Genomic DNA, 23,448 nt, shown 5'->3' on the forward strand with positions numbered 1-23,448 from the left:
GCCGCGATTCGATCGTCATCGTGCAGTCGAGAGGAGCGCGCCATCCGGGCGCCCGGCTCGATCAGCATCAATATAGCACCCTACGAAGCGGGATTCGCACCGGACGTTGAAGACGTTGCGGGCGGTCGTCGCGAGACGTACGTAAGGGAGGAGGTACACCGATGTCTCAGCAAGCGAAAGCTGTCGTCAATAATATCCGCATTCCGGCGCGCAAAGTCCGCCTGGTCGTGGACTTGATCCGCGGCAAGAAGGTAGGAGACGCGATCGCGATTTTGCGTCATACGCCTCGTTCGGCCTCTCCGGTTCTGGAGAAGCTGCTGAACTCCGCGATTGCCAACGCCGAACACAACTATCAGCTCGACGTGAACAAATTGGTCGTTTCCGAAGCCTTCGTTAACGAAGGACCGACTATGAAACGGTTCCAGCCTCGTTCCCAAGGTCGCGCATTCAGTATTTTCAAACGCTCCAGCCATATTACGCTGGTCGTATCCGAGAAATAAGGAGGGACAACGTGTGGGTCAAAAAGTAAATCCCGTCGGTCTTCGCATCGGCATCATTCGCGACTGGGAATCCAAATGGTATGCGGACAAAGATTTCGGCACCCTCCTCATCGAGGACGTCAAAATCCGCGAATTCCTGAAGAAGAAGCTGAAAGAGGCTGCGGTCTCGAAAATCGAAATCGAACGTGCGGCCAACCGCGTCAACGTTACGATTCATACGGCTAAGCCCGGCATCGTTATCGGTAAAGGCGGCTCGGAAGTCGAAGTGCTTCGCGGCCAACTGACCAAACTGACGAACGGCAAAAAAGTACACATCAACATCTCCGAAATCAAAAATCCGGAACTGGACGCTGTTCTCGTAGCCGAGAGCATCGCACAGCAGCTGGAGCGCCGCGTTTCCTTCCGCCGCGCGATGAAGCAAGCGATGCAGCGTACGCAGCGCGCCGGAGCAAAGGGCATCAAAACTTCCGTTAGCGGCCGTCTGGGCGGAGCGGAAATTGCACGTCAAGAAGGATACAGCGAAGGCACAGTGCCGCTTCACACGCTTCGCGCCGACATCGATTACGGCACGGCGGAAGCTCATACGACTTACGGCCGCATCGGCGTAAAAGTATGGATCTACCGCGGCGAAGTCCTTCCGACGAAGAAAAGAGCTGTCCAGGAAGGAGGCAACTGATCATGTTGGTCCCTAAACGCGTCAAACACCGCAAAGTACACCGCGGTAAAATGAAAGGCCGCGCCAAAGGCGGCACCGAAGTTCACTTCGGCGAATTCGGCCTGCAGGCACAGGAAGCTTCTTGGGTAACGAACCGTCAGATCGAGGCTGCTCGTATCGCGATGACTCGTTACATCAAACGGGGCGGTAAAGTCTGGATCAAAATCTTCCCTTCGAAACCGATCACCCAGAAGCCTCTCGAGGTGCGGATGGGTAGCGGTAAAGGTAACGTAGAAGCATGGGTTGCCGTTGTGAAACCGGGCAAAGTAATGTTCGAGCTCGCAGGGGTATCCGAGGAGATCGCACGCGAAGCAATGCGTCTTGCCGCTCACAAGCTGCCGGTGAAGACGAAGTTTGTGAAACGTGAAGAACTGGGTGGTGAAGCAAATGAAAGCCAGTGAATTTCGCAACCTGACATCGGCGGAACTCGAGCAGAAGATCGCCGGCTTCAAGGATGAACTGTTCAACCTCCGCTTCCAACTGGCTACCGGCCAACTGGACACCCCGCACCGCCTTGGCGAACTGCGGAAAGAAATCGCTCGGGCTAAAACCATTTTGCGCGAGCGTGAACTCGGCATCGGCTAAAACCCGGGAAAAGGAGGATGACCATGAGCGAACGCAATAATCGCAAAGAGCAAATCGGCAAAGTCGTCAGCGATAAAATGGACAAAACGATTGTGGTAGCTGTCGAGACTTACAAGAAGCACAGCCTGTATCACAAGCGGATCAAATACACCAAGAAGTTCAAGGCGCACGACGAGAACAACGAAGCGCAAATTGGCGACACCGTGAAAATCATGGAGACCCGCCCGCTGTCGAAAGACAAGAGATGGCGTCTGGTCGAAGTCGTCGAGAAAGCCGTATTGGCTTAATTCGACTACCTGCTACTGAAAGGAGGACCCTGCGATGATTCAACCGTTTACGCGTCTGAAAGTTGCCGACAACTCCGGCGCGAAAGAATTGATGTGCATCCGCGTGCTTGGCGGCATGGGACGTCGCGTAGGACATATCGGTGATATGATCGTATGCTCCGTCAAACAAGCAACACCAGGCGGCGTTGTCAAGAAAGGCGACGTAGTCAAGTGTGTTATCGTTCGTACGAAACGTTCGGTACGCCGCAAGGACGGCTCCTATATCGCGTTCGACGAGAACGCAGCCGTTATCGTTAAGGAAGACAAGAGCCCTCGCGGCACCCGGATCTTCGGACCCGTTGCCCGCGAACTTCGCGAACGCGACTTCATGAAAATCATATCCCTGGCACCGGAAGTTCTGTAAGACTCCGGAGCGCACCGATGGAGAAACACTCAAGGAGGTGTACCCATGCCCCGTCTGAAAAAAGTGCTTGAATCGCACAACAATAAACTGCACGTGAAGAAAGACGACAACGTGATCGTCATCTCCGGCAAAGACAAAGGCAAGAAAGGCCGCATTATCGCCGCTTACCCGCGCGAGAATCGCGTTCTTGTCGAAGGCGTGAATATGATCAAGCGTCATACTCGCCCGAACCCGCAAAACCAGCAAGGCGGTATCATCGAACGCGAAGCTCCGATTCACGCTTCGAACGTCATGCATATCGATCCCAAGAGCGGCAAACCGACTCGTATCGGCTACAAAACGCTCGATAACGGCAAGAAAGTCCGGGTCGCAAAACGTTCCGGAGAATCGATCGACTAATCGAAGCAAGAACGGAAAGGAGGTCATTGTGACTCATGGCAGCAAGAATGAAGGAACGTTTCCTGAATGAAATCACTCCTGCGCTGATGCAGAAGTTTAGCTACAAATCCGTTATGCAAGTGCCGAAAATCGAGAAAGTCGTCATCAACATGGGTGTCGGCGAAGCGGTCGCCAACTCCAAGATCATCGATTTCGCGGTTGAGGACATGCAGAAGATTGCCGGCCAGAAGCCTGTGGTTACGCGGGCCAAGAAATCGATCGCAGGCTTCCGTCTGCGGGAGAACTTGCCGATCGGCGTTAAGGTAACGCTGCGCGGCGAACGGATGTATCACTTCCTGGATAAGCTGTTCAACATTTCTCTTCCTCGCGTGCGCGACTTCCACGGCGTATCGACCAAGTCGTTCGACGGCCGCGGCAACTACACGCTCGGTTTGAAGGAACAGCTGATCTTCCCGGAGATCGAATACGACAAGATCGATAAAGTTCGCGGGATGGATATCGTCATCGTTACGACGGCACAATCGGACGAAGAAGCGCGTGAGCTGCTCACCCAATTGGGTATGCCGTTTGCGAAGTGACCCTGGTCGTCGACTTCGTCGACTGCTCGGGTATGCGTCCTACGATACCCCCGTCAATAGCAAAAGGTTACCTAATGGAGGTGTGAAGGCAAGTGGCAAAAACATCGATGAAAATCAAGCAGCAACGCGCGCCGAAGTTTAAAGTCCAAGCTTACACGCGCTGCGAACGCTGCGGACGTCCGCATTCCGTTCTGCAAAAGTTCAAAATCTGCCGGATCTGTTTCCGCGAGTTAGCGTATAAGGGCCAGATTCCTGGCGTTAAAAAAGCGAGCTGGTAATCAGCCTAGTTCGGGAAGGAGGTTTACCCCATGGTTATGTCTGATCCTATTGCAGATATGTTGACGCGCATTCGCAACGCGAATCTGGTGCGTCATGAGTCTGTGGAATTGCCTGCGTCTAAAGTGAAGAAGCAAATTGCCGAAATCCTTAAGCGCGAAGGCTTTATCCGTGACGCCGAGTACGTGGAAGACAACAAACAAGGTTTGATCCGCATTTTCCTGAAATACGGACCGAACAACGAGCGCGTTATTACGGGCCTTAAGCGCATCAGCAAGCCCGGCCTGCGCGTATACACGAAGTCGAATGAAGTGCCGCGCGTGTTGGGTGGCCTCGGCATCGCGATCATTTCCACATCCAAAGGCATCATCACCGACAAGGAAGCCCGTCAAGGCAAATCCGGCGGCGAAGTGCTCTGCTACGTTTGGTAATTTAACTGTCACACGATTGGAGGTGTACCCATGTCCCGTATTGGACGCAAACCGATTCAGGTGCCTAACGGCGTGAACGTGAACCTGGATAATAACGTCATTACGATCAAAGGACCGAAAGGAACTTTGTCCCGCGCGCTGCACGGCGATATGAAAGTTTCGTACGAGTCCGATGTCATTACTGTCGAACGTCCTTCCGATAACAAGCTTCACCGTGCTCTGCACGGAACGACCCGCAGCGTAGTGGCCAACATGGTCAGCGGCGTAACGGAAGGTTATGCGAAAAACCTCGAGCTGGTCGGTGTAGGTTACCGTGCGAGCAAGTCCGGCGAGAAGCTGGTACTGAACGTCGGTTATTCTCACCCGGTTGAGTTCGTTCCTGAGAACGGAATTGAATTCGAGGTTCCTGCTCAGAACAAAATCATCGTTAAAGGCATCAATAAAGAAGCCGTTGGCGAGATCGCTGCTAAAATTCGCTCCGTTCGTCCTCCTGAGCCTTACAAAGGCAAAGGAATCAAGTACGAAGGCGAACGCATTATCCGTAAAGAGGGTAAAGCAGGCAAGAAGAAATAAGACGAACGCGGCGGCTTAAGGGCCGCGCGGCGTTAATCCAATGAAGGGAGTGTAAATGCGGATGATTACCAAAGCCGATAAAAACAAGGCTCGTCTGAAAAGACACCTTAGGGTTCGTAAGAAAATCAGCGGGACAAACGAGCGTCCACGTCTGTCCGTGTTTCGTTCCTCCAAGCACATCTACGCTCAACTGATCGATGACGTTAAAGGCGTAACGCTGGCCAGCGCATCGACAGTCGACAAGGAGCTTGTTGAGGTCGGAAACGGCGGCAATGTGGAAGCTGCACGCAAGGTTGGCGAATTGATCGCCAAACGCGCGAAGGATAAAGGGTACGAGAGCGTCGTGTTCGATCGCGGCGGCTACCTGTATCACGGACGTATTCAAGCACTGGCGGATGCTGCACGCGAAGCCGGTTTACAGTTTTAATTCACTTTTGACACAAGGAGGTAAACGACTTGCGTGTAGATCCGAACACATTGGAACTGACGGAGAAAATGGTGCAAATTAACCGTGTCTCCAAAGTCGTCAAGGGCGGACGCCGCTTCAGCTTCAGCGCACTCGTCGTTGTCGGAGACGGCAAAGGCTGGGTTGGCGCGGGCATCGGCAAAGCGTCCGAAGTTCCTGACGCGATTCGCAAAGGCGTCGAAGACGCCAAGAAAAATCTGGTCTTCGTACCGTTCGTTGGAACGACGATTCCGCACGCCGTTATGGGAAGTTTCGGCGCCGGCAAAGTGTTGTTGAAACCAGCTTCGGAAGGTACGGGCGTTATCGCGGGCGGACCGGTCCGCGCGGTGCTCGAACTGGCTGGAGTCGGCGATATTTTGACGAAATCGCTGGGGTCCTCCAACTCCATCAACATGGTTAATGCGACGTTGGAAGGATTGTCTCGCCTGAAACGCGCCGAAGACGTAGCGAAACTGCGCGGAAAAACCGTTGCAGAGCTATTCCGCTAAGGAGGGGAAACAGATGGCACAGGTTCAAATTACCCTCGTTCGCAGTTTGATCGGCCGTCCCGAGAATCAGCGCCAAACGGTGAAATCTCTGGGCCTCGGCAAGCTGCATTCGTCCGTAGTCAAGGAAGACAATGTCGCGATCCGCGGCATGATCAATACGGTCAGTCACCTGATTGAAGTTAAAGAAGTGTAAGTCAATACCAAGCATAAAAATCAAGGAGGTGCGACGTACGATGAAATTGCATGAGCTGTCTCCTAACGCAGGCTCCAAGTCCACTCGCAAGCGGGTCGGGCGCGGCGCCGGCAGCGGCCTCGGCAAAACGTCCGGTCGCGGTCACAAAGGGCAGAACGCTCGTTCCGGCGGCGGAGTACGTCCCGGTTTCGAGGGCGGACAAAACCCGTTGTACCGTCGGGTTCCTAAGCGCGGTTTCAACAACGATCGTTTCGCGACTGTATTCGCGATCGTCAATCTTGACCAGTTGAACCGTTTTGCGGCGGGAACGGAAGTGACGCCGGAATTGCTTCTGAGCGAAGGCATTCTGAAAAACGCGAAAGACGGAATTAAAATTCTGGGCAATGGCGATCTGAACGTGCAGCTGACTGTTAAAGCTCATAAGTTCTCTCAGTCTGCAGCAGAAAAAATTCAAGCCGCCGGCGGTAAAACCGAGGTGATCTAATGTTCGCGACCGTCACTAACATTTGGAAAGTCGAGGACCTTCGCAAGAGGATCCTCTTCACCCTTTTCATCCTGTTAATTTATCGTATCGGTTCCTTCATCCCGGTCCCGAACATTAACAAAGACGTTCTGACGATGGCCGACCAAGCGGGTGCAGACCTGTTCGGCCTTCTGAACACATTCTCCGGCGGTGCGCTGTTCAACTTCTCGATCTTTGCTCTGGGGATCACGCCGTACATCACGGCTTCCATCATCGTTCAACTGCTCTCCATGGACGTTATTCCGAAGTTCTCGGAATGGCAGAAGGAAGGCGAGAACGGCAAGCGCAAGCTGGCTCAGATCACTCGTTACGGAACGATTGTTCTGGGTCTTATCCAGGCTTTCGCAACGGCAATCGGCTTTAACCGGATGTACGCTTACGAAATGGTCATCGATGCGAATGTGGCGACGTATCTTATGATTGCCATCGTATTGACGGCAGGTACCGCGTTCCTGATGTGGCTCGGCGAGCAGATCAACGAGAAAGGCATCGGCAACGGGATTTCGATCCTGATCTTCGCGGCGATTATCGCCTCCATGCCCAAGCACGTTCGCGACATTTACGAAACCCAATTCGTAGATTCCAGCCAACTGTTCTTGAACATCGTGAAGGTGCTGATCATCCTGATCGTGGTCGTGCTGATCATCGCGGGCGTCATCTTCATTCAGCAAGGGGTGCGCAAAATCCCGGTTCAATACGCAAAACGGGTTGTCGGACAGAAAATGTACGGCGGCCAATCGACGCACATTCCGCTTAAAGTGAATGGCGCCGGCGTTATCCCGGTTATTTTCGCGGTATCGCTGTTGATGTTCCCGATTACGATTGCGCAGTTCTGGGCAAACCAGGCTTGGGCGCAGTGGATCATCAGCCACCTGTACTACGACAAGCCGCTTGGCATGGTCCTGTACGTGCTGCTGATTGTCGGCTTTACGTTCTTCTACACGTTCGTTCAGTTCAACCCTCAACAGTTGGCCGACAACATGAAGAAGAACGGCGGCTACATTCCGGGCATTCGTCCGGGCAAGCCGACCGCCGGATTCCTGACGCGGGTCATTACCCGCATCACGCTTGCCGGCGCGATCTTCCTGGCTTTGATCTCGGTTCTGCCGGTATTCTTCGGATATCTTGCGGATCTTCCTCGTACGGTTCAACTGGGCGGCACCTCGCTGCTCATCGTAGTCGGGGTTGCGCTTGAGACGATGAAGCAAATCGAGAGCCAGCTGATCAAACGCCACTACAAAGGGTTCATCAATAAGTAATCTTCGAGACGGACAGGAGGAACAGCAATGAACATCTTGTTTATGGGGCCTCCTGGCGCCGGTAAAGGAACGCAGGCAGAGCGGATCGTCGCGCAATTCGGCATTCCGCACATCTCGACCGGTGATGCGTTTCGCTTAGCCATGAAGCAAGGCACGCCGCTGGGGCAGAAGGCCAAGGAGTACGTCGACCAAGGTCTTCTCGTTCCGGACGAAGTGACGAACGGCATCGTGCGCGATCGACTTGCGGAGAAGGACTGCGAGAGCGGATTTCTGCTCGACGGCTTTCCCCGGACGATCGCCCAAGCCGAAGCGCTGGACGGCATGCTTGCCGAAATGGGTCGCAAAATCGACCATGTCATCAACCTCAAGGTGGACCGCGGCTTTTTGCTGGCCCGCTTGACCGGAAGACGGATCTGCAAAGTTTGCGGCACAACGTATCATATTGTTTTCAACCCTCCGAAGCAGGAAGGCATCTGCGACAAGGACGGGGGAGAGCTGTATCAGCGTTCCGACGATACGGAGGAGAAGGTGGGCACGCGTCTTGACGAATATGCGAGCAAGACGGCTCCGCTGCTGACGTATTACGGCGACAAAGGGTTGCTCCGAGAAGTCGATGGAGAGAAGGATATCGATGCGGTAACATCCGACATCGCGTCCTTGCTCAGAGGTTAATCGGCCATGATCGTGATCAAGTCCGAGAAAGAGTTGAACTTAATGCGTGAGGCGGGCCGAATTGTCGCGGAGACGCATCGCTTGATGAAACAAGCGATCGTTCCCGGGGTTACGACCGCCGAACTGGATCGTATCGCCGACGCGTTCATCCGAAGCCAAGGCGCCGTTCCCTCTTTCAAAGGTTACAACGGTTTTCCCGCCAGCATATGCGCCTCCACGAACGAGGAACTCGTGCATGGGTTCCCCGGACCGCGGAAGCTCGTAGAAGGCGACATCATCAGCATCGATATCGGCGCACAGTATCAAGGGTATCACGGCGACTCCGCATGGACGTACGGAGTCGGGCAGATCAGCGGCGAAGCCCAAAGATTGCTGGACGTGACCGAAGCTTCCCTCTATGCGGGACTTGAGTTGGTCCGCCCGGACGTCAGGCTGTTCACGGTTTCCCACGGCATTCAGAAGGTCATCGAAGACGCCGGCATGTCCGTCGTCAGAGAATATGTCGGTCATGGCGTAGGCGCGGCTCTTCACGAAGAACCGCAAATTCCGAATTACGGAGCGCCGGATCGGGGACCGAGACTGAAGCCGGGAATGACGCTCGCGATCGAACCGATGGTGAATCTGGGAGAACGCTACGTGAAGACCTTGTCCGACAATTGGACGGTCGTTACGGTGGACGGATCCCTGTGCGCGCATTTCGAGCATACGATTGCCGTGACCGATGACGGGTACGAAATATTGACCCGTGCGTAAAGCCAGGTGAAGGATATGACGGTACAAGTGAAGCTTGCGCCCGGCGATCTCGTAAGAAGCCGGCGTGGCAAAGACGAAGGTGAGCTAGCGGTCGTGATCGCCCTCGTCGAGGAGCGGTTCGCGCTCGTGGCCGACGGCGATAAACGCCGCTTCGATCGGCCCAAACGCAAAAACGTGCTGCATCTCGAACGGATCGGAGTCCGAAGCGAGGAAGTCGCCAGCAGCATTCGCGACACTGGACGCGTAACCAACGCGAAGCTTCGGTTCGCTATCGGTCAAGTTGAACGACGGCTCGAAACGCATGCTGAAGAGAAAGGAGAATGACGGTGGCCAAAGAGGACGTCATCGAGGTGGAAGGTACGGTCGTTGAACCGTTGCCGAATGCCATGTTCAAGGTAGAGCTCGAGAACGGACATCAAATCCTTGCTCATGTTTCCGGCAAGCTCCGGATGCATTTCATACGGATTCTGACGGGGGATAAAGTGGTTATTCAATTGTCTCCCTACGACCTGACGCGCGGTCGCATTACGTACCGCAAATAAGTTCGTTCGCTCCGTGACAACAGTCGCTGTCACACCCGTGACGACCGAACCGCGACGTCAAAGAACGCGCACGTTCGGATCGCACTCGTGACGACCGGACCGCGACGTCGAAGACGCGCACGTTCGGATCGCACAATTAAGGAGGGTATTATCATGAAGGTGAGACCGTCGGTCAAACCGATTTGCGAAAAATGCAAAGTCATTCGCCGCAAAGGTAACGTGATGGTTATTTGCGAAAACCCGAAGCATAAACAAAAACAAGGCTAACGATAGAAGGAGGTGCCTCTAAACTATGGCACGTATATCTGGTGTTGACCTCCCGCGCGACAAGCGCGTGGAAATCGCCCTGACGTACATCTTCGGAATTGGCAAGTCCACTTCCCAGAAGGTGCTGGCGTCCACGGGCGTCAATCCCGACACTCGCGTTCGTGATCTGACCGAAGACGAGTTGGCTCGTCTGCGCGAAACGATCGACAAAGAAGTGAAGGTCGAGGGCGACCTGCGTCGCGAAATTGCACTAAACATCAAACGGCTGATCGAAATCGGCTGCTATCGTGGCATCCGTCACCGCCGCGGTCTTCCGGTTCGCGGACAACGTTCGAAGACGAACGCTCGTACACGCAAAGGTCCGCGTCGTACGGTAGCGAACAAGAAGAAATAAGGGGGGATAACAAAACATGGCACAAAAGGGCAAGAAAGTCGTTCGTACCAAGCGTCGTGATCGGAAGAACATCGACTCCGGCGTGGCACATATCCGTTCCACGTTCAACAATACGATCGTTACGATTACGGACCCGCACGGCAATGCCATTTCCTGGGCAAGCTCCGGTAACCTCGGTTTCAAAGGTTCCCGTAAGAGCACGCCGTTCGCAGCTCAGATGGCTGCCGAATCCGCGGCTCGCGCTGCGATGGAACATGGAATGCGTTTGGTTGAGGTTTCCGTTAAAGGTCCCGGCGCAGGCCGCGAAGCCGCGATTCGTTCGTTGCAAGCTGCCGGTCTTGAAGTCAGCATGATCAGAGACGTAACGCCGATCCCGCATAACGGTTGCCGTCCTCCGAAACGCCGCCGCGTTTAACAACGTTGCTGTTGTGGTATCAAACAAGAACAACTTGAGAATAATGGTTGTAACGGTTAGGCATACTACACGGTTTACCCTATAAACATTTCTCTATGTGAATGAAGACGAAAGCTTTCGTCGGGGGAACAAAGGCAACGTCTGCGACGTTTTGAAGGAGGTTTTGGTTATGATAGTAATCGAGAAACCAAAAATCGATTCCGTGGAAATTCATGATGACAAGAGATACGGGCGTTTTGTCGTGGAGCCGCTGGAGCGCGGCTACGGCATGACGCTCGGCAACTCTCTCCGCCGCATTCTGCTGTCGTCCTTGCCGGGCGCCGCCGTAGTATCGGTACAGATCGACGGCGTGCTTCATGAATTTTCCACGATTCCGGGTGTGATCGAGGATGTAACGCAAATTATCCTCAATCTGAAGCGCTTGTCGCTGAAGATCCACTCGGACGAGGAGAAAGTGCTCGAGATCGATGCGGAAGGCGACGGAGTCGTAACGGCCGGCGATATTCGCGCGGACAGCGACGTCGAAATTCTGAATCCGGATTTGCACATTGCGACTCTGGCTTCGGGAGCCCGGCTTCACATGCGCATTTTCGCGCGCGTAGGCCGCGGTTACGTCCCTTCGGATCGAAACAAGAAGGAAGATCAGCCGATCGGCGTCATTCCGGTCGATTCGATCTATACCCCGATTACCCGCGTCAACTATCAAGTCGAGAATACGCGTGTCGGCCAGGTCACGAACTACGACAAGCTTACGCTTGAGGTATGGACCGACGGCAGCATCCGGCCTGAAGAAGCGGTGAGCTTGGGCGCCAAAATTTTGACCGACCATCTCTCCTTGTTCGTAGGACTTACGGATGAGGCCAAAGATACCGAGACGATGAAGGAAAAAGAAGAGGACAAGAAGGAAAAAGTGCTCGAGATGACCATCGAAGAGCTCGATCTCTCCGTCCGTTCTTACAACTGCCTGAAGCGCGCCGGCATCAACACCGTTCAAGAGCTGATCACGAAAACCGAGGAAGACATGATGAAGGTCCGCAACCTGGGCCGCAAGTCTCTGGAGGAAGTTCAAGAGAAGCTCGAAGAATTGGGACTCGGCTTGCGCTTTGAGGAATAGCATCGTTACCAGCAGCAAAGGAGGGAAAACAAAATGGCTTATCAAAAACTGAGTCGCGATTCCAGCGCGCGGAAAGCATTGTTCCGCGATCTGACGACCGACCTGTTCCTGTATGAGCGTATCCAGACGACCGAGGCGAAAGCCAAGGAAGTTCGCTCGATCGCAGAGCGTCTGATCACGTTGGCTAAGCGCGGCGACTTGCACGCTCGTCGCCAAGTGGCGGCGTTCGTTCGTCGCGAGACGCTGAATGGCGAGCAAGACGCCATCCAAAAGCTGTTCTCCGAGCTCGCATCGCGTTATTCGGAGCGTCCGGGCGGATATACGCGCATTCTGAAGCTGGGACCTCGCCGCGGAGATTCGGCTCCGATGGTGTATCTCGAGCTGGTGGACCGCGCGTAAGCAGCGGAGCAAAAAAGGATGGACCGAATCTCGCATTCGGATCATCCTTTTTTTGTGGGACTTGGCGGCTAACGACAGGCTGGAGGAGATGGCGTGCGCAATATCGCTCTAATCGTCAGCTATGACGGAACGGACTATAGCGGATTTCAAAGCCAGCCGGGCGAGAGCACCGTTCAGGGCAAGCTTGAGGAGGCGATCTTCAAGCTGTCCGGCGAGCGGGCGCGCCTGCTGGGATCGGGCCGTACGGATGCCGGCGTGCATGCCAGATGCCAGGTCGTGAATTTCCTGACGTCGTCGAGCATTCCGATCGAACGCTGGGCGATCGCGCTGAATACGAGACTGCCCGGCGACATCGTCGTTCAGAGCGCGTATCTCGTTCCCGACAATTTCCACTCCCGGCATCATGCCTTGAACAAGACCTACCGCTATACGATCAATTGCAACCGGGTGCCGGATTTGTTTCGCAGAAGGTATGAATTTCACCATCCTACCCCGCTTGATCTGGAAGCGATGAGGGAGGGACTGGCGTATCTGGTCGGAGAGCACGACTTTTCCACGTTTACGTCGCCTCTATCGACCAAGCCCAGCCACGTGCGCACGATTGTTCGGGCCAATCTGGAGCTTGAGAGCAGGCTGGAGTCGGATGGTCTGTATGCGAACCCGATCTACAACCGGGAGTGGGACGAGCGGCATTATCCCGGCAAGACGAGAGGAATCGTTCATCTGTACGTGACCGGAACGGGGTTTCTGTACAACATGGTGCGGATTATCGCGGGAACGTTGATTCAGGTCGGCGAAGGCAAGCGAGAGCCGCAGAACGTCGCGGACATCCTCGCCGCCCGCGATCGGGCGTTGGCCGGACCGACGGCCGTTCCGCACGGCTTATCGCTGTGGGAGGTCGTATACGGGCAGCTGCCGACATGAGCGGCAAACTTTAATTTTTTGCTAATCGTTGCTTGCATATACGCCTGGTTTCATGTACAATAATCTTTGTGCTTTCTGCGTGGCTACCCACGGCCCCAGCGCGGAAATGCCGATCTTTTGGTGTGTTTGACGGAATCGAAGCGATTCGGTTTCCAACATCCAAGTCAGACGCATCGTTTGCAAGCAGTACCCGATATGACTATGCGAATAATGAACGAAATGTAATCGACGTACCCCATACAAGCAGGGAAAATACCCGAAGGAGGATGTTTCATGCGTACTACTTATATGGCTAAGCCGCTTGAAGTCGAGCGCAAATGGCACATCATCGACGCCGAAGGCAAAACTCTCGGTCGTCTGGCCAGCGAAGCTGCATCTTTGATCCGCGGCAAACACAAGCCGGAATTTACTCCCCACATCGATACCGGAGATTTCGTTATCGTCATCAATGCGGAGAAAATCGTTCTGACAGGCAAGAAGCTGCAACAAAAGAAATACTACACGCACTCTCACTATCCGGGCGGACTGAAAGCGACGACCGCTCAGGAAATGCTGAACAAGAAGCCTGCCCGCATTATCGAATTGGCGGTATACGGCATGCTTCCGAAGAACAAGCTCGGACATCAGCTGCAAGGCAAGCTGAAAGTGTACGCAGGCAGCGAACATCCACATCAAGCCCAACAACCTGAAGTTTACGAACTTCGCGGATAATAAAAGGAGGACTTTCGAATGGCTCAAGTGCAATATTTAGGAACGGGTCGCCGCAAGCACTCCGTTGCGCGGGTTCGTCTCGTGCCGGGTGAAGGCCGCATCATTATCAACAAGCGTGAAATCAACGACTATTTCGACGTAGAGACGTTGAAGCTGATCGTTAAGCAACCGCTCAATCTGACCGAAACGGGCAGCAAGTACGACATCCTCGTGCTCGCGCACGGCGGCGGTACTTCCGGTCAAGCCGGCGCAATCCGTCACGGCATTTCCCGCGCTCTGATCAAAGCGGATCCGGAGCTTCGCTCCCCGCTGAAGAAAGCCGGATTCCTGACTCGCGATCCGCGCATGAAGGAACGTAAGAAATACGGCTTGAAAGCGGCTCGCCGCGCGCCTCAATTCTCGAAGCGTTAAAACACAGCTGGATCAAGGCCTTCGCCTCTTTGGAGTTATTTCCAAAGGGACGAGGGCTTTTTTTTTGTCAAAAGTTCAACGTTATAAAATAATCCGCACAGCTGCGTTCGTTTCAATTTTGTACGAGTGTATGTATAATTAATCCAAAGACATTTGAAAAAAGTAGGTGCACAAATTGTTTCAAGAATTGGATAAGTTGTTCACCAAGTTAAAATCCTTGCGCCCGCTTTCGGCAGATAGCGTGAAGAGGCTGGCAGAGGACTTCATGATTGATTTTGTATATAACTCCAACGCAATCGAGGGAAACACTTTGACGTTGGAGGAAACTTCGCTTGTTCTAAAGGAAGGCCTCACTATTGACAAAAAGCCTTTGAGTCATCATCTGGAGGCTGTCGGACATAAAGAAGCGTATTACTATGTGGAAGAAACGGTGAAGGAGAAGCAGGCGTTATCGGAACAAATAATTAAGAACATCCATAGCCTTGTGCTAATGGGGATTTCGAGCGAGAGAGGGAAGTATCGCAGCGTACCGGTGATTATAACGGGCTCCAACTATACGCCTTCACAGCCATACGAGATTCCTTTTAAGATGGAGCAGCTTATAGACGAATATCATACCCGCATGAATGAAATGCATGTTGTGGAGCGCATTGCAGCCTTTCATTTGAAGTTCGAAAGCATTCACCCGTTTATTGACGGCAATGGCCGGACGGGCAGACTGCTGATGAATCTTGATTTATTATCGGCCGGGTATCCGCCAATCAACGTGAAATTTCAAGATACGCGCAGATATTATGACAGTTTTAAATTCTACCATGAGAATGAGGGCGATCCTTCGAAACTCGTCGAGCTTGTTCAAGAATATGTACTGGAAGAATTGAAGCGGTATATCGCTATATTGGAAATGGCGGAGAAACTAAATGGATAGCGGAGGGTACCTTGTTTTCTCCATCGGAAGGGACGATAAATTCGTTCCTTTTTTTGTTTGATGCGGCGGGTTTTGCATATACTTTAATCTATTTTGGATTGAAGTATTTCCGTCGCAGGCGTATAATGGGTGTATTCATACTTAAATACTAGGGTTTAAGTGGAGGTCGAGAGAAAATGAACTTGATCGAGAAGGAAAATCTGATTCGCGTCAAAGCGGAGGAGTTCGAGAACGCGCCTGCCGAGACCGTTATCGCGTGGGCGATCGAGACGTTCCCGAACATTACGTTCGCGTGCAGCTTCGGAGCGGAAGACGTCGTGCTGGTCGATATGATCCAGAAGATCAGCCCGTCGACGGATATTTTCTATCTGGATACGGATTTTCATTTCAAGGAAACGTACGAGACGCGGGATCGCATTGCCGAGCGGTACAACCTGAAGTTCGTCGAGGTCAAATCCAAGCTGACGCCGGAGCAGCAAGAGGCGGAATACGGAGCCCAGCTGTGGAAGAGCGATCCTACCGCTTGCTGCAACCTGCGCAAGGTCGAGCCGCTGACTCGCGTGCTTTCCGGGTACGAAGCGTGGATTACCGGCATTCGCCGTGATCAGGCGCCGACCCGCGCCAACGCAAAGAAAGTGGAGTACGATACCAAGTTCGGGCTCGTGAAGTTTAATCCGATTGCCGCATGGACCTCGGAAGACGTGTGGGCGTATATTCGGGAGAACGACTTGATCTACAATCCGCTGCACGATCAGAACTTCCCGAGCATCGGCTGCGAGTATTGCACGAAACCGGTTATGCCGGGCGAAGACCCGCGGTCCGGACGCTGGGCGGGCAATGAGAAAACGGAGTGCGGCTTGCATAAGTAATAGAGTACGGAAATTTATCGCTTAACGAAGGAGCCATTCAGAAGATGAGCGCAATATTGCCGCACGGTGGAACGTTGATTAACCGGGTAGTCGAAGGGGAGGAACGCGAGGCTCTGCTGGCCCAGGCCGCCGAATGGGTAGCGATCCCCGTCAATGCGTGGACGATCTCCGATCTGGATCTGATCGGCGTCGGGGCGTTCAGCCCGTTGACCGGATTTATGAACGAGAACGATTACTTGTCCGTAGTGAACGACTTGAAGCTGACGAGCGGAGAGATCTGGAGTATCCCGATTACGCTGGCGGTTTCGGAGGATTACGCGAAGAAGCTGTCCGTGGGGCAGAAGGCGGCTCTGGTCGGCGAGAGCGACGGCGTCGTCTACGGCGTAATCGACGTAGAGAGCATCTACAAAGCGGATAAGCGGCACGAAGCCGTGAAGGTGTTCAAGACGGACGACATGGAGCACCCCGGCGTGGTGAAGCTGTTCGACCGCCCGGACACCTATATCGGCGGACCGGTGCAAGTGCTGAATCGTCCCGTTCCCGAGAAGTTCAACGAGTTTTATTTCGACCCCGCGGAAACCCGGCGCATCTTCGCGGAGAAAGGCTGGAAGAGCGTCGTCGGCTTCCAAACCCGCAACCCCGTGCACAGGGCGCATGAATATATCCAAAAAGCGGCGATGGAAATCGTCGACGGATTGTTCCTCAATCCGCTCGTCGGGGAGACGAAATCCGACGACGTTCCGGCCAACGTCAGAATGAAGAGTTATCTGGCCCTGCTGGAAAACTATTACCCGAACGACCGCGTGTTCCTGGGCGTATTCCCGGCGGCCATGCGCTACGCGGGTCCGCGTGAAGCGATCTTCCATGCGCTGGTGCGCAAAAACTACGGATGCACCCACTTTATCGTCGGCAGGGACCATGCGGGCGTGGGCGACTACTACGGCACCTACGAAGCGCAGGATCTGCTTAAGACGTTTACGTCCGAACAACTCGGCATTACGCCGCTTTATTTCGAGCACAGCTTCTTCTGCAAGAAATGCGGGAACATGGCTTCGAGCAAGACGTGCCCGCACAGCAAGGAAGACCATCTGACGCTGTCCGGCACGAAGGTGCGCGCTTTGCTGCGAGAGGGAATTTGCCCGCCGCCGGAGTTTTCGCGTCCGGAAGTGGCCGCCATTCTGATCGAAGGCATGGCCGAAGCGAGCAAAAGCTATTCGATCTAACATAAAAATCCGCCTTGTCCCATATGATGTAGGGAGTTTTCCCGGGACGAGGTGGATTTATTTTGTTAAACGAACATCGCAAACCGCGGCTTCGCTTGCCGAAAAGCCGCCAAAGGGTCGTCGTCTGGATCACGAAGCAGGCTTTGTTCAGGCTCGGCATCGTCTTCTGCTTGCTGGCGCTGATCGCCACCGTGTTCCTGAGCGAAATTCCGTCGTCGCGCACTTGGACGCATTGGACGCTTCCGCTGTCCGGCAAGGTGATCGCCCTCGACGCCGGACATGGGGGCGCGGACGGCGGAGCGGTCAGCAGGGAGGGCGTGATCGAGAAGGACCTGAACCTGGCCATCGTGCTGTATCTGCGGGATTATCTGCAGCAGGCCGGGGCGCTGGTGCTGTTGACCAGGGAGGGCGATTACGATCTGGCCCGGCCCGAGACGAAGAGCTACTCCCGCCGCAAAACGGAGGATTTGCTGCGCAGAGCGGACGAGGTCAGCCAGAAGCAGGCCGATCTGACCGTCAGCATCCACATGAACAGCATCCCTTCTCCCAGATGGTCCGGCGCGCAGACGTTCTATTCGGCCAGTAATGCGGAAGGCAAGCGGCTGGCCGCGGATATCCAGACCGAGCTGAGAAGCATGCTCGGCAACACGCAGCGGATCGCCAAGCAAGCCGATACCGTCTATCTGCTCAAGACGCTGAAGATGCCGACCGCGCTCGTGGAAGTCGGATTTCTGTCGCATCCCGAGGAAGCCCATCTGCTTGCGGACGAGGAGTACCAGCGGAAGGTAGCGGCGTCCATCTACCGCGGTATTCTCAAATTTGCGTCCGGAACGCCGGAGTCCTCCGTACAATCCGGTGATTCGGCCAAGCCTGTGCTATAATGCTTATAGGATAGGACGCAATACAATGTGATGGGGGTCGAATTCGTGGTCACCAAAGAAAATGTACTGGAGGCTCTGCAGCCCGTGCTGGAGCCTACCCTTAAACGAAGTCTCGCCGCTCTTGGGCTGGTTCGGGACATGATGATTCGGGAGTCGGGCGTCTCGCTGACCGTCGTCCTTCATCCGGATAGCCTGGGACAGGCTTCCGGCGTGGAAGAGGACATTGCCAAGGCGCTCTCCGGCCTCGCTGGCGTTCAGCCCCATATTCGCGTTCGCGCAATGACGGAGCGCGAGCTGGCGGAGGCTGCAGGAGGCCGGGGGAGCGGTTCCTCCGCTTCCGGAGCCGCGACGGCGGCCCCGGCCCAGGAAGCTCCCGTACGGGGGCATGGAGCCGGTCTGGAGCAGCATACGATTCTCCATCCGGAGAGCGGCGTGGAGTTCATCGCGATCGCCAGCGGCAAAGGCGGCGTCGGCAAGTCGACCGTCACGGTCAATCTGGCCGTTGCGCTGGCCCGCAAGGGCAAGCGGGTCGGCCTGATCGACAGCGATATTTACGGCTTCAGCGTTCCGGATATGATGGGCATCGAGGAGCGCCCGGAGCAGGTCGGCGACAAGATCAAGCCGATCGAACGTTTCGGGGTGAAGGTGATCTCGATGGGCTTCTTCGTCGAGGACAACAGCCCCGTCGTCTGGCGCGGACCGATGCTCGGGAAGATGCTGCGCAATTTCTTCGCGGAGATCGATTGGGGCGAGCTGGACTACCTGCTGCTCGACCTGCCGCCGGGAACCGGGGACGTGGCTTTGGACGTTCACCAGATGATTCCGCAGAGCAAGGAAATCATCGTCACGACGCCTCACGCGACCGCCGCGTTCGTCGCGGCCCGGGCCGGAGCGATGGCGATCAAGACGAATCACGAGATCATCGGCGTCGTCGAGAACATGTCCTACTTCGAGAGCAAATCGACGGGCGAGCGGGAGTACGTATTCGGGCGCGGAGGCGGCGGCAAGCTGGCCGAGACGCTCGGCACGGAGCTGCTGGCGCAATTCCCGCTCGGAGCTCCCGACAACCATCCGGCAGAGCCGGACTTCTCTCCGTCGGTATACAAGGCGGAATCGGAAATCGGGCGCGAATACTTAACGCTGGCGCAAGCGGTTATCGACCGCTGCGGCAAATAAGGCAAACGAAAAGGCTATTCCGGAAGCGGAAAGAATTCCGTCCCGCGAATAGCCTTTTGCTGCGTCAAGATTCGCTTTCTCCTCCGTCGCCTTCCGCTTCGCCTTCGCCGCCGCCTTCCTCGCCCCCGCCTTCGGCACTTTCACCGCCGCCGCTTTGGCCCTCTTTCTTCTGCTGCTTTTTCTCGGCCTGCGGGGTCAGTTCTTCCTTCACGACGCTCTGCAGAAGCTTCATGATTTCCAGCTTGAACAGAGGATTCTGCATCTGCTCGGTAACGGAGCCCATGATGACCTTGCGAACGTCGGGATTTTTCATCGAGTCGGATAAAATTTTGGCCATTTCCGGCGTTTTGAACATATCTACGAGTTCCTTCTGATAGGCCGGATCCTTCATCAGATCCTTATGGATCTGCTTGTTGTCTTTGCTGACCGCCTTGGCGAATTCTCCCGCGAACTTGGGGTCGCGCATAATTCCTTCCAGAATGGTCGAATATTCCGGCGCGGTCAGAACGTCCTTCACGACCAGTCTGACCTGGGCCTGATCCGACGGGGTCATGCTTTTCATCTGCAGCGTGCTTTCGCCGTACTGGGCGGTGGAGGCTTTCTCCATCGCCTTCTGGGCTTCTTCGGAGCCCAGGATGTCGATGACCATCGATTTGACTTCTTTATAACTGACTTGCGCATTGCCCCCGCCCCCGGATTCCTGTCCGCATGAGGTCAGCAGGAGAGAAACCCCCAGCAGACATCCGAGCCCTCGCAGGCGATATCGCATACCGTCCACTCCCTTCATAGGGTTATGGCTGTAGTATGCTTCGACAACCTTGTGAATATAAGGAGTTGTTCATGGCTTTTTAGCTTGTTCATGGTAAAATGAAGGTTGATTACTTAGAGGAGGTTTCCCCACTTGAGCTTACGCAAATGGATGAAATTATTCGGGATGACGATTGTAATCGGGGCTATCGTCACTGTGGCAGGAAGCGTGTGCATTCAATTATTCAATCCCGACTTTCGCAACGTCGAGGCGAGCGGGTGGTTATCCTACGTTCTGATGATGGCTCTGATCGGAATGACCTTCGGAGCGTTCGCGCATATGGGCTTTTTCGCGTACATGATGCTGAATTACATCGCCCGCAGCATTTTCAAGCGTCCGTATTACTGGGTGGCGATTCAAGGCTTTCTGGCTTTGTTCGTCCTGTTCGAGATCGCCTACTGGACTTACGATTCCGAATTTCCGGCTGTGACGTTCTGGGCCGTTCCGCTGGGACTGCTCGCCAGCTCGGCCCTGGTCGCCTGGTTTAAAGTCAGCCAGACATCGGCAGGGGCGTGGATTCCGACGATATTCTTCATGGTCGCGATTACCGTGCTGGAAGCGATCCCCGCATTCCGAACGGGGGACCTGTCCTCGTTGATGTACCAGCTCATCCCGCTGTTCATTTGCAACGGTTACCAGATCATGCAGCTGCATAAAATATTGGGACAGCCGACCGAGTCCCGGCCGGCCGTCGCTTCGGCTAAATAAAGTAAGGGGATGCCAGCTCGTTCCAGGCGGAACGGTCCTGCACGACTTTGCTTTTGGTTTCCGTCTGGTTGATCAGCTGCGATACGGTTACGAATTCGTACCCTTTGGCGCGCAGCTGATCGATAATAAGTGGCAGCGCCTGGTGCGTCTGCTTGCTGGAATCGCTGGCGTGCATCAGAACGATATCGCCCTCGTGCGCGTTCTCCACGACCCGGCTCACGATCGAGTCCGCCCCCGGGTTTTTCCAATCCAGCGAATCGGTGTCCCATTGAATGACTTTGTAATTGAGTTCGTCGGCAATGCGAAGAACGCGTTTGTCGAAGTCTCCGTTGGGCAGCCGGATCAGCGCGGGCGACTTGCCGGTCATATCCCGTAAAATACCGTCCGCGATCGTAATCTGGCGGCGTATCTCCTCGTCGCTGTATTGGCTGTAGTTGTCGTGCTTATGGCCGTGGCTGCCGATTTCGTAGCCGGATTCGGCGATTTTTTTCACCAGATCCGGGTGGGCTTTGCTCCAGGGGGACGACAGGAAAAAGGTGACGTTCTGCACGTTCTTCGCCTTCAGAATCTCGAGAATCGGTTCGGCTCTTTTTTCTCCCCAACTGATGTCGAATGTCAGGGCGATCACCTTGCGGTCGGTCGGCACGTTATAGACGGCGGCGGGAGGGTGCGGCGCGAAGACGCTCAGGTTGTTTTTCTCGACCCAGATGACGGCTACGGACAGAATGGCCGCCACCGTAAGGAAGAATACCTTCTTGATGCGTCGTCCGTTAAAAACGAAAAAAGGATTCATGAATTCGATCGGCTCCTTTCCGGAGTGAAATGGTCTGACGACTTCTCCCTGCTTATACACTGGACTAGCCGCGGACTTGGATACTATCAATGTATGCTTGACCCATAGAGATATTCGTATAGAGAAAGCTCAAAAATCCGTACCGGACATTCGCTGGCGCGATTCGACAGCGTCAAAGGGGACAACCGGCCAATTGGGGGAAAAGCTTATGTTTACTCGCGCAGGCTTGCTGCTTGCTTGGAAGGAAATCCGCCCGTACTTCATCTTCTCGATCATGCTGTTTTTCGCCGGAATGGTCATCGGGGGAAATCCCAACGCTCCGACGGAGTTTTTGAACGATCAGGTGAGCAAGATCGCTTCGATCTCCGGCTCGATCCAGCAATCCGACACGCCCGAAATGACGGCCTTTCTGCTGATCACGGTGAACAATATCGTCGCTTCGCTGATGGCTATGGGGATGGGCATTATCGCAGGCTTGATGCCGATCTACACGCTGATTGCCAACGGAATGATGGTCGGCTATTTGCTGGCGGGCTTCTCGGCGAGCGGAGAGAACGTATTTCAGCTTGTCGTCAAGGGGCTGCTCCCGCACGGCATTCTGGAAATGAGCGCGGTGTTCTTGGCGTGCGCGTTCGGAATCCGGTTCGGAATGACTTTAATCGGAGGAGTGTTCGGGTCCGCCTTCGGAAAAAAGGAGCCGTGGAGCCCGTTTGTCCGCACGGCGACGGGAGCGGTGCCGGCGCTGATCGTTATCGTTTCCCTGCTGCTGCTGGGCGCGGTTGTCGAGAGCACGATTACATATTGGCTGATGAAGAGCTGAGGCCGGCTGCCGACTGACTGCCGACGAAAGCTTTGAACGATTCGATTTCCGGATCCCGGTGTCATAAAGTTGGCAGAAAAGGAGCATAACAGTAGAACACGCCGGAGCATTCCACTGGGTTTCATGTGGCGAAAGTTCCGGCCCTCTAAGCTGCATAATTACGGGAGGGTTCGCACTCTATGCTCGGTATGATGTTTACGGACAAGGAATGCAAGGAATTCGACTATTTGCTGCGTAAGGAAATGGACGAAATGCTGCTCGATATGAGCGACCGCCGGTTGGACGGACCGGTTAAAGAAGCGATAACGAGACGGTATAAAATCATTTTTCGGATGTATGCCCGCATTGCTCCGCCAAGGGAATTATCCCGGTACGCGCTCGGCTTGAAGCCGCAAAGCCACAAATCTTGAAAAAATCGCAATTAAAGCTTGACCTGCATCATGCTTATATGATAAATTAGCTTTCGCCCCGCTTTTTGGGCGGACGAGCTGGCAGGTTTGAAAGAGCGGCAAAACAAGGAACCAGAAAATACCTGTTGCCAAGAGCTAGTCAGCTGTGATACATTATAAAGGTCGCCGTTAACGCGGTGGGCGAAAAAGGAAATACCGATTGTTCTTTGAAAACTGAACATTGAGCGTAAGAAACAACAAGCAATACCAGCAGGAAATGAGCCTCAAAGGCTCTGTAAGGGATCTTTCACTCTCGGGACTTCCTTTGGAAGCCCTGCCGTGAAAGATCTTTGGACATCACCTTCGGTGAGTCCTATTATGGAGAGTTTGATCCTGGCTCAGGACGAACGCTGGCGGCGTGCCTAATACATGCAAGTCGAGCGGAGTTATGATGGAGCTTGCTCTTGAGTAACTTAGCGGCGGACGGGTGAGTAACACGTAGGCAACCTGCCCTCAAGATCGGGATAACATTCGGAAACGGATGCTAAGACCGGATAAACGGTTTGGTCGCATGA

General features: G+C 54.5%; 38 protein-coding genes and 1 rRNA gene. 37 read left to right on the forward strand and 2 right to left on the reverse strand.

All coding sequences use genetic code 11. From position 1 onward, the window contains the following. Nucleotides 1-161 precede the first annotated feature (161 nt). The 33 genes from rplV (at nt 162) to salA (ending at nt 19,355) form a co-directional block, all read left to right on the forward strand. Nucleotides 162-500, forward strand: a complete 339-nt coding sequence (gene rplV / locus ACFFT4_RS17825; RefSeq protein WP_094050623.1) for a 50S ribosomal protein L22 — start codon at nt 162-164, stop codon at nt 498-500. 13 nt (nt 501-513) lie between these two features. Then, a complete protein-coding gene (gene rpsC / locus ACFFT4_RS17830) occupies nt 514-1,176 on the forward strand; it encodes a 30S ribosomal protein S3 (protein ID WP_378049913.1) in 663 nt (220 codons plus the stop codon). Nucleotides 1,177-1,178: 2 nt separating this feature from the next. Beyond that, nucleotides 1,179-1,616, forward strand: coding sequence for a 50S ribosomal protein L16 (rplP, locus tag ACFFT4_RS17835; RefSeq protein WP_116065564.1), 438 nt, complete (start codon nt 1,179-1,181; stop codon nt 1,614-1,616). Next, on the forward strand, nt 1,603-1,800 hold the full coding sequence (rpmC, locus tag ACFFT4_RS17840; RefSeq protein ID WP_094050620.1) for a 50S ribosomal protein L29: 198 nt from the start codon (nt 1,603-1,605) through the stop codon (nt 1,798-1,800). Before rplP ends, rpmC begins: the two co-directional genes overlap by 14 nt. 23 nt (nt 1,801-1,823) lie before the next feature. Then, on the forward strand, nt 1,824-2,087 hold the full coding sequence (rpsQ, locus tag ACFFT4_RS17845; protein WP_378049916.1) for a 30S ribosomal protein S17: 264 nt from the start codon (nt 1,824-1,826) through the stop codon (nt 2,085-2,087). A gap of 34 nt (nt 2,088-2,121) precedes the next feature. After that, a complete protein-coding gene (gene rplN / locus ACFFT4_RS17850; protein WP_378049918.1) occupies nt 2,122-2,490 on the forward strand; it encodes a 50S ribosomal protein L14 in 369 nt (122 codons plus the stop codon). Between the two features lie 45 nt (nt 2,491-2,535). Further along, nucleotides 2,536-2,889 (forward strand): 50S ribosomal protein L24, encoded by a 354-nt coding sequence (rplX, locus tag ACFFT4_RS17855; protein WP_378049920.1) that lies wholly within the window; start codon nt 2,536-2,538, stop codon nt 2,887-2,889. Between the two features lie 35 nt (nt 2,890-2,924). Further along, complete coding sequence (gene rplE / locus ACFFT4_RS17860; protein ID WP_378049922.1) at nt 2,925-3,467, forward strand: 50S ribosomal protein L5; 543 nt, start codon at nt 2,925-2,927, stop codon at nt 3,465-3,467. 92 nt (nt 3,468-3,559) lie between these two features. Then, nucleotides 3,560-3,745: a type Z 30S ribosomal protein S14 gene (locus ACFFT4_RS17865; protein WP_027087364.1), complete on the forward strand. Its 186-nt coding sequence runs from the start codon at nt 3,560-3,562 to the stop codon at nt 3,743-3,745. 30 nt (nt 3,746-3,775) lie between these two features. After that, complete coding sequence (gene rpsH, locus ACFFT4_RS17870; protein WP_378049925.1) at nt 3,776-4,174, forward strand: 30S ribosomal protein S8; 399 nt, start codon at nt 3,776-3,778, stop codon at nt 4,172-4,174. A 30-nt stretch (nt 4,175-4,204) separates the two neighbouring features. After that, a complete protein-coding gene (gene rplF, locus ACFFT4_RS17875; protein WP_378049927.1) occupies nt 4,205-4,747 on the forward strand; it encodes a 50S ribosomal protein L6 in 543 nt (180 codons plus the stop codon). A 61-nt stretch (nt 4,748-4,808) separates the two neighbouring features. Beyond that, nucleotides 4,809-5,174 (forward strand): 50S ribosomal protein L18, encoded by a 366-nt coding sequence (gene rplR, locus ACFFT4_RS17880; RefSeq protein ID WP_378049929.1) that lies wholly within the window; start codon nt 4,809-4,811, stop codon nt 5,172-5,174. 29 nt (nt 5,175-5,203) lie between these two features. Beyond that, the gene (gene rpsE, locus ACFFT4_RS17885) at nt 5,204-5,701 is read left to right on the forward strand and encodes a 30S ribosomal protein S5 (RefSeq protein ID WP_378049931.1); all 498 of its coding nucleotides are present in this window, start codon (nt 5,204-5,206) and stop codon (nt 5,699-5,701) included. Nucleotides 5,702-5,714: 13 nt separating this feature from the next. Continuing rightward, on the forward strand, nt 5,715-5,894 hold the full coding sequence (rpmD, locus tag ACFFT4_RS17890) for a 50S ribosomal protein L30 (RefSeq protein WP_378049933.1): 180 nt from the start codon (nt 5,715-5,717) through the stop codon (nt 5,892-5,894). Between the two features lie 40 nt (nt 5,895-5,934). Then, on the forward strand, nt 5,935-6,378 hold the full coding sequence (gene rplO, locus ACFFT4_RS17895) for a 50S ribosomal protein L15 (protein WP_378049935.1): 444 nt from the start codon (nt 5,935-5,937) through the stop codon (nt 6,376-6,378). Beyond that, nucleotides 6,378-7,676 (forward strand): preprotein translocase subunit SecY, encoded by a 1,299-nt coding sequence (secY, locus tag ACFFT4_RS17900; protein WP_378049937.1) that lies wholly within the window; start codon nt 6,378-6,380, stop codon nt 7,674-7,676. Before rplO ends, secY begins: the two co-directional genes overlap by 1 nt. Nucleotides 7,677-7,703: 27 nt before the next feature. After that, entirely contained in the window at nt 7,704-8,348 is a 645-nt protein-coding gene (locus tag ACFFT4_RS17905) for an adenylate kinase (protein WP_378049939.1), read from the forward strand. A gap of 6 nt (nt 8,349-8,354) precedes the next feature. Then, entirely contained in the window at nt 8,355-9,101 is a 747-nt protein-coding gene (map, locus tag ACFFT4_RS17910) for a type I methionyl aminopeptidase (protein WP_378049941.1), read from the forward strand. Between the two features lie 15 nt (nt 9,102-9,116). Continuing rightward, nucleotides 9,117-9,425 (forward strand): hypothetical protein, encoded by a 309-nt coding sequence (locus ACFFT4_RS17915; protein ID WP_378049943.1) that lies wholly within the window; start codon nt 9,117-9,119, stop codon nt 9,423-9,425. 2 nt (nt 9,426-9,427) lie between these two features. Further along, nucleotides 9,428-9,643, forward strand: coding sequence for a translation initiation factor IF-1 (infA, locus tag ACFFT4_RS17920; RefSeq protein WP_116065578.1), 216 nt, complete (start codon nt 9,428-9,430; stop codon nt 9,641-9,643). A gap of 153 nt (nt 9,644-9,796) precedes the next feature. Continuing rightward, the gene (rpmJ, locus tag ACFFT4_RS17925) at nt 9,797-9,910 is read left to right on the forward strand and encodes a 50S ribosomal protein L36 (protein WP_003333770.1); all 114 of its coding nucleotides are present in this window, start codon (nt 9,797-9,799) and stop codon (nt 9,908-9,910) included. A 25-nt stretch (nt 9,911-9,935) separates the two neighbouring features. Continuing rightward, a complete protein-coding gene (rpsM, locus tag ACFFT4_RS17930) occupies nt 9,936-10,304 on the forward strand; it encodes a 30S ribosomal protein S13 (protein ID WP_094050606.1) in 369 nt (122 codons plus the stop codon). Between the two features lie 16 nt (nt 10,305-10,320). Further along, nucleotides 10,321-10,719: a 30S ribosomal protein S11 gene (gene rpsK, locus ACFFT4_RS17935; RefSeq protein ID WP_378049946.1), complete on the forward strand. Its 399-nt coding sequence runs from the start codon at nt 10,321-10,323 to the stop codon at nt 10,717-10,719. 169 nt (nt 10,720-10,888) lie between these two features. Beyond that, complete coding sequence (locus tag ACFFT4_RS17940) at nt 10,889-11,833, forward strand: DNA-directed RNA polymerase subunit alpha (RefSeq protein WP_378049948.1); 945 nt, start codon at nt 10,889-10,891, stop codon at nt 11,831-11,833. A 33-nt stretch (nt 11,834-11,866) separates the two neighbouring features. Continuing rightward, nucleotides 11,867-12,232 (forward strand): 50S ribosomal protein L17, encoded by a 366-nt coding sequence (gene rplQ, locus ACFFT4_RS17945; protein WP_378049950.1) that lies wholly within the window; start codon nt 11,867-11,869, stop codon nt 12,230-12,232. Between the two features lie 93 nt (nt 12,233-12,325). Next, nucleotides 12,326-13,156 (forward strand): tRNA pseudouridine(38-40) synthase TruA, encoded by an 831-nt coding sequence (truA, locus tag ACFFT4_RS17950; protein WP_378049952.1) that lies wholly within the window; start codon nt 12,326-12,328, stop codon nt 13,154-13,156. 273 nt (nt 13,157-13,429) lie between these two features. Beyond that, a complete protein-coding gene (gene rplM / locus ACFFT4_RS17955) occupies nt 13,430-13,867 on the forward strand; it encodes a 50S ribosomal protein L13 (protein ID WP_378049954.1) in 438 nt (145 codons plus the stop codon). Between the two features lie 18 nt (nt 13,868-13,885). Next, nucleotides 13,886-14,278: a 30S ribosomal protein S9 gene (gene rpsI / locus ACFFT4_RS17960; protein ID WP_378049956.1), complete on the forward strand. Its 393-nt coding sequence runs from the start codon at nt 13,886-13,888 to the stop codon at nt 14,276-14,278. A 175-nt stretch (nt 14,279-14,453) separates the two neighbouring features. Continuing rightward, nucleotides 14,454-15,206, forward strand: a complete 753-nt coding sequence (locus tag ACFFT4_RS17965) for a Fic family protein (protein WP_378049958.1) — start codon at nt 14,454-14,456, stop codon at nt 15,204-15,206. Between the two features lie 176 nt (nt 15,207-15,382). After that, complete coding sequence (locus tag ACFFT4_RS17970; RefSeq protein ID WP_378049960.1) at nt 15,383-16,075, forward strand: phosphoadenylyl-sulfate reductase; 693 nt, start codon at nt 15,383-15,385, stop codon at nt 16,073-16,075. 44 nt (nt 16,076-16,119) lie between these two features. Continuing rightward, nucleotides 16,120-17,298: a sulfate adenylyltransferase gene (sat, locus tag ACFFT4_RS17975; RefSeq protein ID WP_378049962.1), complete on the forward strand. Its 1,179-nt coding sequence runs from the start codon at nt 16,120-16,122 to the stop codon at nt 17,296-17,298. A gap of 62 nt (nt 17,299-17,360) precedes the next feature. After that, the gene (gene cwlD, locus ACFFT4_RS17980; protein WP_378049964.1) at nt 17,361-18,179 is read left to right on the forward strand and encodes an N-acetylmuramoyl-L-alanine amidase CwlD; all 819 of its coding nucleotides are present in this window, start codon (nt 17,361-17,363) and stop codon (nt 18,177-18,179) included. 45 nt (nt 18,180-18,224) lie between these two features. Then, entirely contained in the window at nt 18,225-19,355 is a 1,131-nt protein-coding gene (salA, locus tag ACFFT4_RS17985; RefSeq protein WP_378049966.1) for an iron-sulfur carrier protein/transcriptional regulator SalA, read from the forward strand. Nucleotides 19,356-19,419: 64 nt separating this feature from the next. Here salA and gerD read toward each other — a convergent pair whose 3' ends face one another. After that, nucleotides 19,420-20,124, reverse strand: coding sequence for a spore germination lipoprotein GerD (gene gerD / locus ACFFT4_RS17990; protein ID WP_378049968.1), 705 nt, complete (start codon nt 20,122-20,124; stop codon nt 19,420-19,422). A gap of 132 nt (nt 20,125-20,256) precedes the next feature. Between gerD and ACFFT4_RS17995 the strand changes: the two genes are divergently transcribed. Then, nucleotides 20,257-20,871, forward strand: a complete 615-nt coding sequence (locus tag ACFFT4_RS17995; RefSeq protein ID WP_378049970.1) for a KinB-signaling pathway activation protein — start codon at nt 20,257-20,259, stop codon at nt 20,869-20,871. On the opposite strand, the gene pdaB is transcribed toward ACFFT4_RS17995, so the two are convergent. After that, on the reverse strand, nt 20,864-21,664 hold the full coding sequence (gene pdaB / locus ACFFT4_RS18000; protein WP_378049972.1) for a polysaccharide deacetylase family sporulation protein PdaB: 801 nt from the start codon (nt 21,662-21,664) through the stop codon (nt 20,864-20,866). The genes ACFFT4_RS17995 and pdaB overlap by 8 nt on opposite strands. A gap of 208 nt (nt 21,665-21,872) precedes the next feature. Between pdaB and ACFFT4_RS18005 the strand changes: the two genes are divergently transcribed. The 3 genes from ACFFT4_RS18005 to ACFFT4_RS18015 all read left to right on the forward strand — a co-directional run. Beyond that, complete coding sequence (locus tag ACFFT4_RS18005; RefSeq protein ID WP_378049975.1) at nt 21,873-22,484, forward strand: stage II sporulation protein M; 612 nt, start codon at nt 21,873-21,875, stop codon at nt 22,482-22,484. 179 nt (nt 22,485-22,663) lie between these two features. Then, entirely contained in the window at nt 22,664-22,894 is a 231-nt protein-coding gene (locus ACFFT4_RS18010; RefSeq protein WP_378049977.1) for a hypothetical protein, read from the forward strand. 354 nt (nt 22,895-23,248) lie between these two features. Further along, a 16S ribosomal RNA gene (locus ACFFT4_RS18015) occupies nt 23,249-23,448 on the forward strand; the annotation flags it as partial.

The organism is Cohnella cellulosilytica, assembly GCF_042431195.1.
GTDB lineage: Bacteria > Bacillota > Bacilli > Paenibacillales > Paenibacillaceae > Cohnella > Cohnella cellulosilytica.

Coding starts and splice junctions, on each gene's coding strand:
- rplV (WP_094050623.1), top strand. CDS start 162: ATGTCTCAGCAAGCGAAAGCTGTCGTCAATAATATCCGCATTCCGGCG.
- rplP (WP_116065564.1), top strand. CDS start 1,179: ATGTTGGTCCCTAAACGCGTCAAACACCGCAAAGTACACCGCGGTAAA.
- rpmC (WP_094050620.1), top strand. CDS start 1,603: ATGAAAGCCAGTGAATTTCGCAACCTGACATCGGCGGAACTCGAGCAG.
- rpsQ (WP_378049916.1), top strand. CDS start 1,824: ATGAGCGAACGCAATAATCGCAAAGAGCAAATCGGCAAAGTCGTCAGC.
- rplN (WP_378049918.1), top strand. CDS start 2,122: ATGATTCAACCGTTTACGCGTCTGAAAGTTGCCGACAACTCCGGCGCG.
- rplX (WP_378049920.1), top strand. CDS start 2,536: ATGCCCCGTCTGAAAAAAGTGCTTGAATCGCACAACAATAAACTGCAC.
- rplE (WP_378049922.1), top strand. CDS start 2,925: ATGGCAGCAAGAATGAAGGAACGTTTCCTGAATGAAATCACTCCTGCG.
- rpsH (WP_378049925.1), top strand. CDS start 3,776: ATGGTTATGTCTGATCCTATTGCAGATATGTTGACGCGCATTCGCAAC.
- rplF (WP_378049927.1), top strand. CDS start 4,205: ATGTCCCGTATTGGACGCAAACCGATTCAGGTGCCTAACGGCGTGAAC.
- rplR (WP_378049929.1), top strand. CDS start 4,809: ATGATTACCAAAGCCGATAAAAACAAGGCTCGTCTGAAAAGACACCTT.
- rpmD (WP_378049933.1), top strand. CDS start 5,715: ATGGCACAGGTTCAAATTACCCTCGTTCGCAGTTTGATCGGCCGTCCC.
- rplO (WP_378049935.1), top strand. CDS start 5,935: ATGAAATTGCATGAGCTGTCTCCTAACGCAGGCTCCAAGTCCACTCGC.
- secY (WP_378049937.1), top strand. CDS start 6,378: ATGTTCGCGACCGTCACTAACATTTGGAAAGTCGAGGACCTTCGCAAG.
- ACFFT4_RS17905 (WP_378049939.1), top strand. CDS start 7,704: ATGAACATCTTGTTTATGGGGCCTCCTGGCGCCGGTAAAGGAACGCAG.
- map (WP_378049941.1), top strand. CDS start 8,355: ATGATCGTGATCAAGTCCGAGAAAGAGTTGAACTTAATGCGTGAGGCG.
- ACFFT4_RS17915 (WP_378049943.1), top strand. CDS start 9,117: ATGACGGTACAAGTGAAGCTTGCGCCCGGCGATCTCGTAAGAAGCCGG.
- rpmJ (WP_003333770.1), top strand. CDS start 9,797: ATGAAGGTGAGACCGTCGGTCAAACCGATTTGCGAAAAATGCAAAGTC.
- rpsM (WP_094050606.1), top strand. CDS start 9,936: ATGGCACGTATATCTGGTGTTGACCTCCCGCGCGACAAGCGCGTGGAA.
- rpsK (WP_378049946.1), top strand. CDS start 10,321: ATGGCACAAAAGGGCAAGAAAGTCGTTCGTACCAAGCGTCGTGATCGG.
- ACFFT4_RS17940 (WP_378049948.1), top strand. CDS start 10,889: ATGATAGTAATCGAGAAACCAAAAATCGATTCCGTGGAAATTCATGAT.
- rplQ (WP_378049950.1), top strand. CDS start 11,867: ATGGCTTATCAAAAACTGAGTCGCGATTCCAGCGCGCGGAAAGCATTG.
- rplM (WP_378049954.1), top strand. CDS start 13,430: ATGCGTACTACTTATATGGCTAAGCCGCTTGAAGTCGAGCGCAAATGG.
- rpsI (WP_378049956.1), top strand. CDS start 13,886: ATGGCTCAAGTGCAATATTTAGGAACGGGTCGCCGCAAGCACTCCGTT.
- ACFFT4_RS17970 (WP_378049960.1), top strand. CDS start 15,383: ATGAACTTGATCGAGAAGGAAAATCTGATTCGCGTCAAAGCGGAGGAG.
- sat (WP_378049962.1), top strand. CDS start 16,120: ATGAGCGCAATATTGCCGCACGGTGGAACGTTGATTAACCGGGTAGTC.
- gerD (WP_378049968.1), bottom strand. CDS start 20,124: ATGCGATATCGCCTGCGAGGGCTCGGATGTCTGCTGGGGGTTTCTCTC.
- pdaB (WP_378049972.1), bottom strand. CDS start 21,664: ATGAATCCTTTTTTCGTTTTTAACGGACGACGCATCAAGAAGGTATTC.
- ACFFT4_RS18005 (WP_378049975.1), top strand. CDS start 21,873: ATGTTTACTCGCGCAGGCTTGCTGCTTGCTTGGAAGGAAATCCGCCCG.
- ACFFT4_RS18010 (WP_378049977.1), top strand. CDS start 22,664: ATGCTCGGTATGATGTTTACGGACAAGGAATGCAAGGAATTCGACTAT.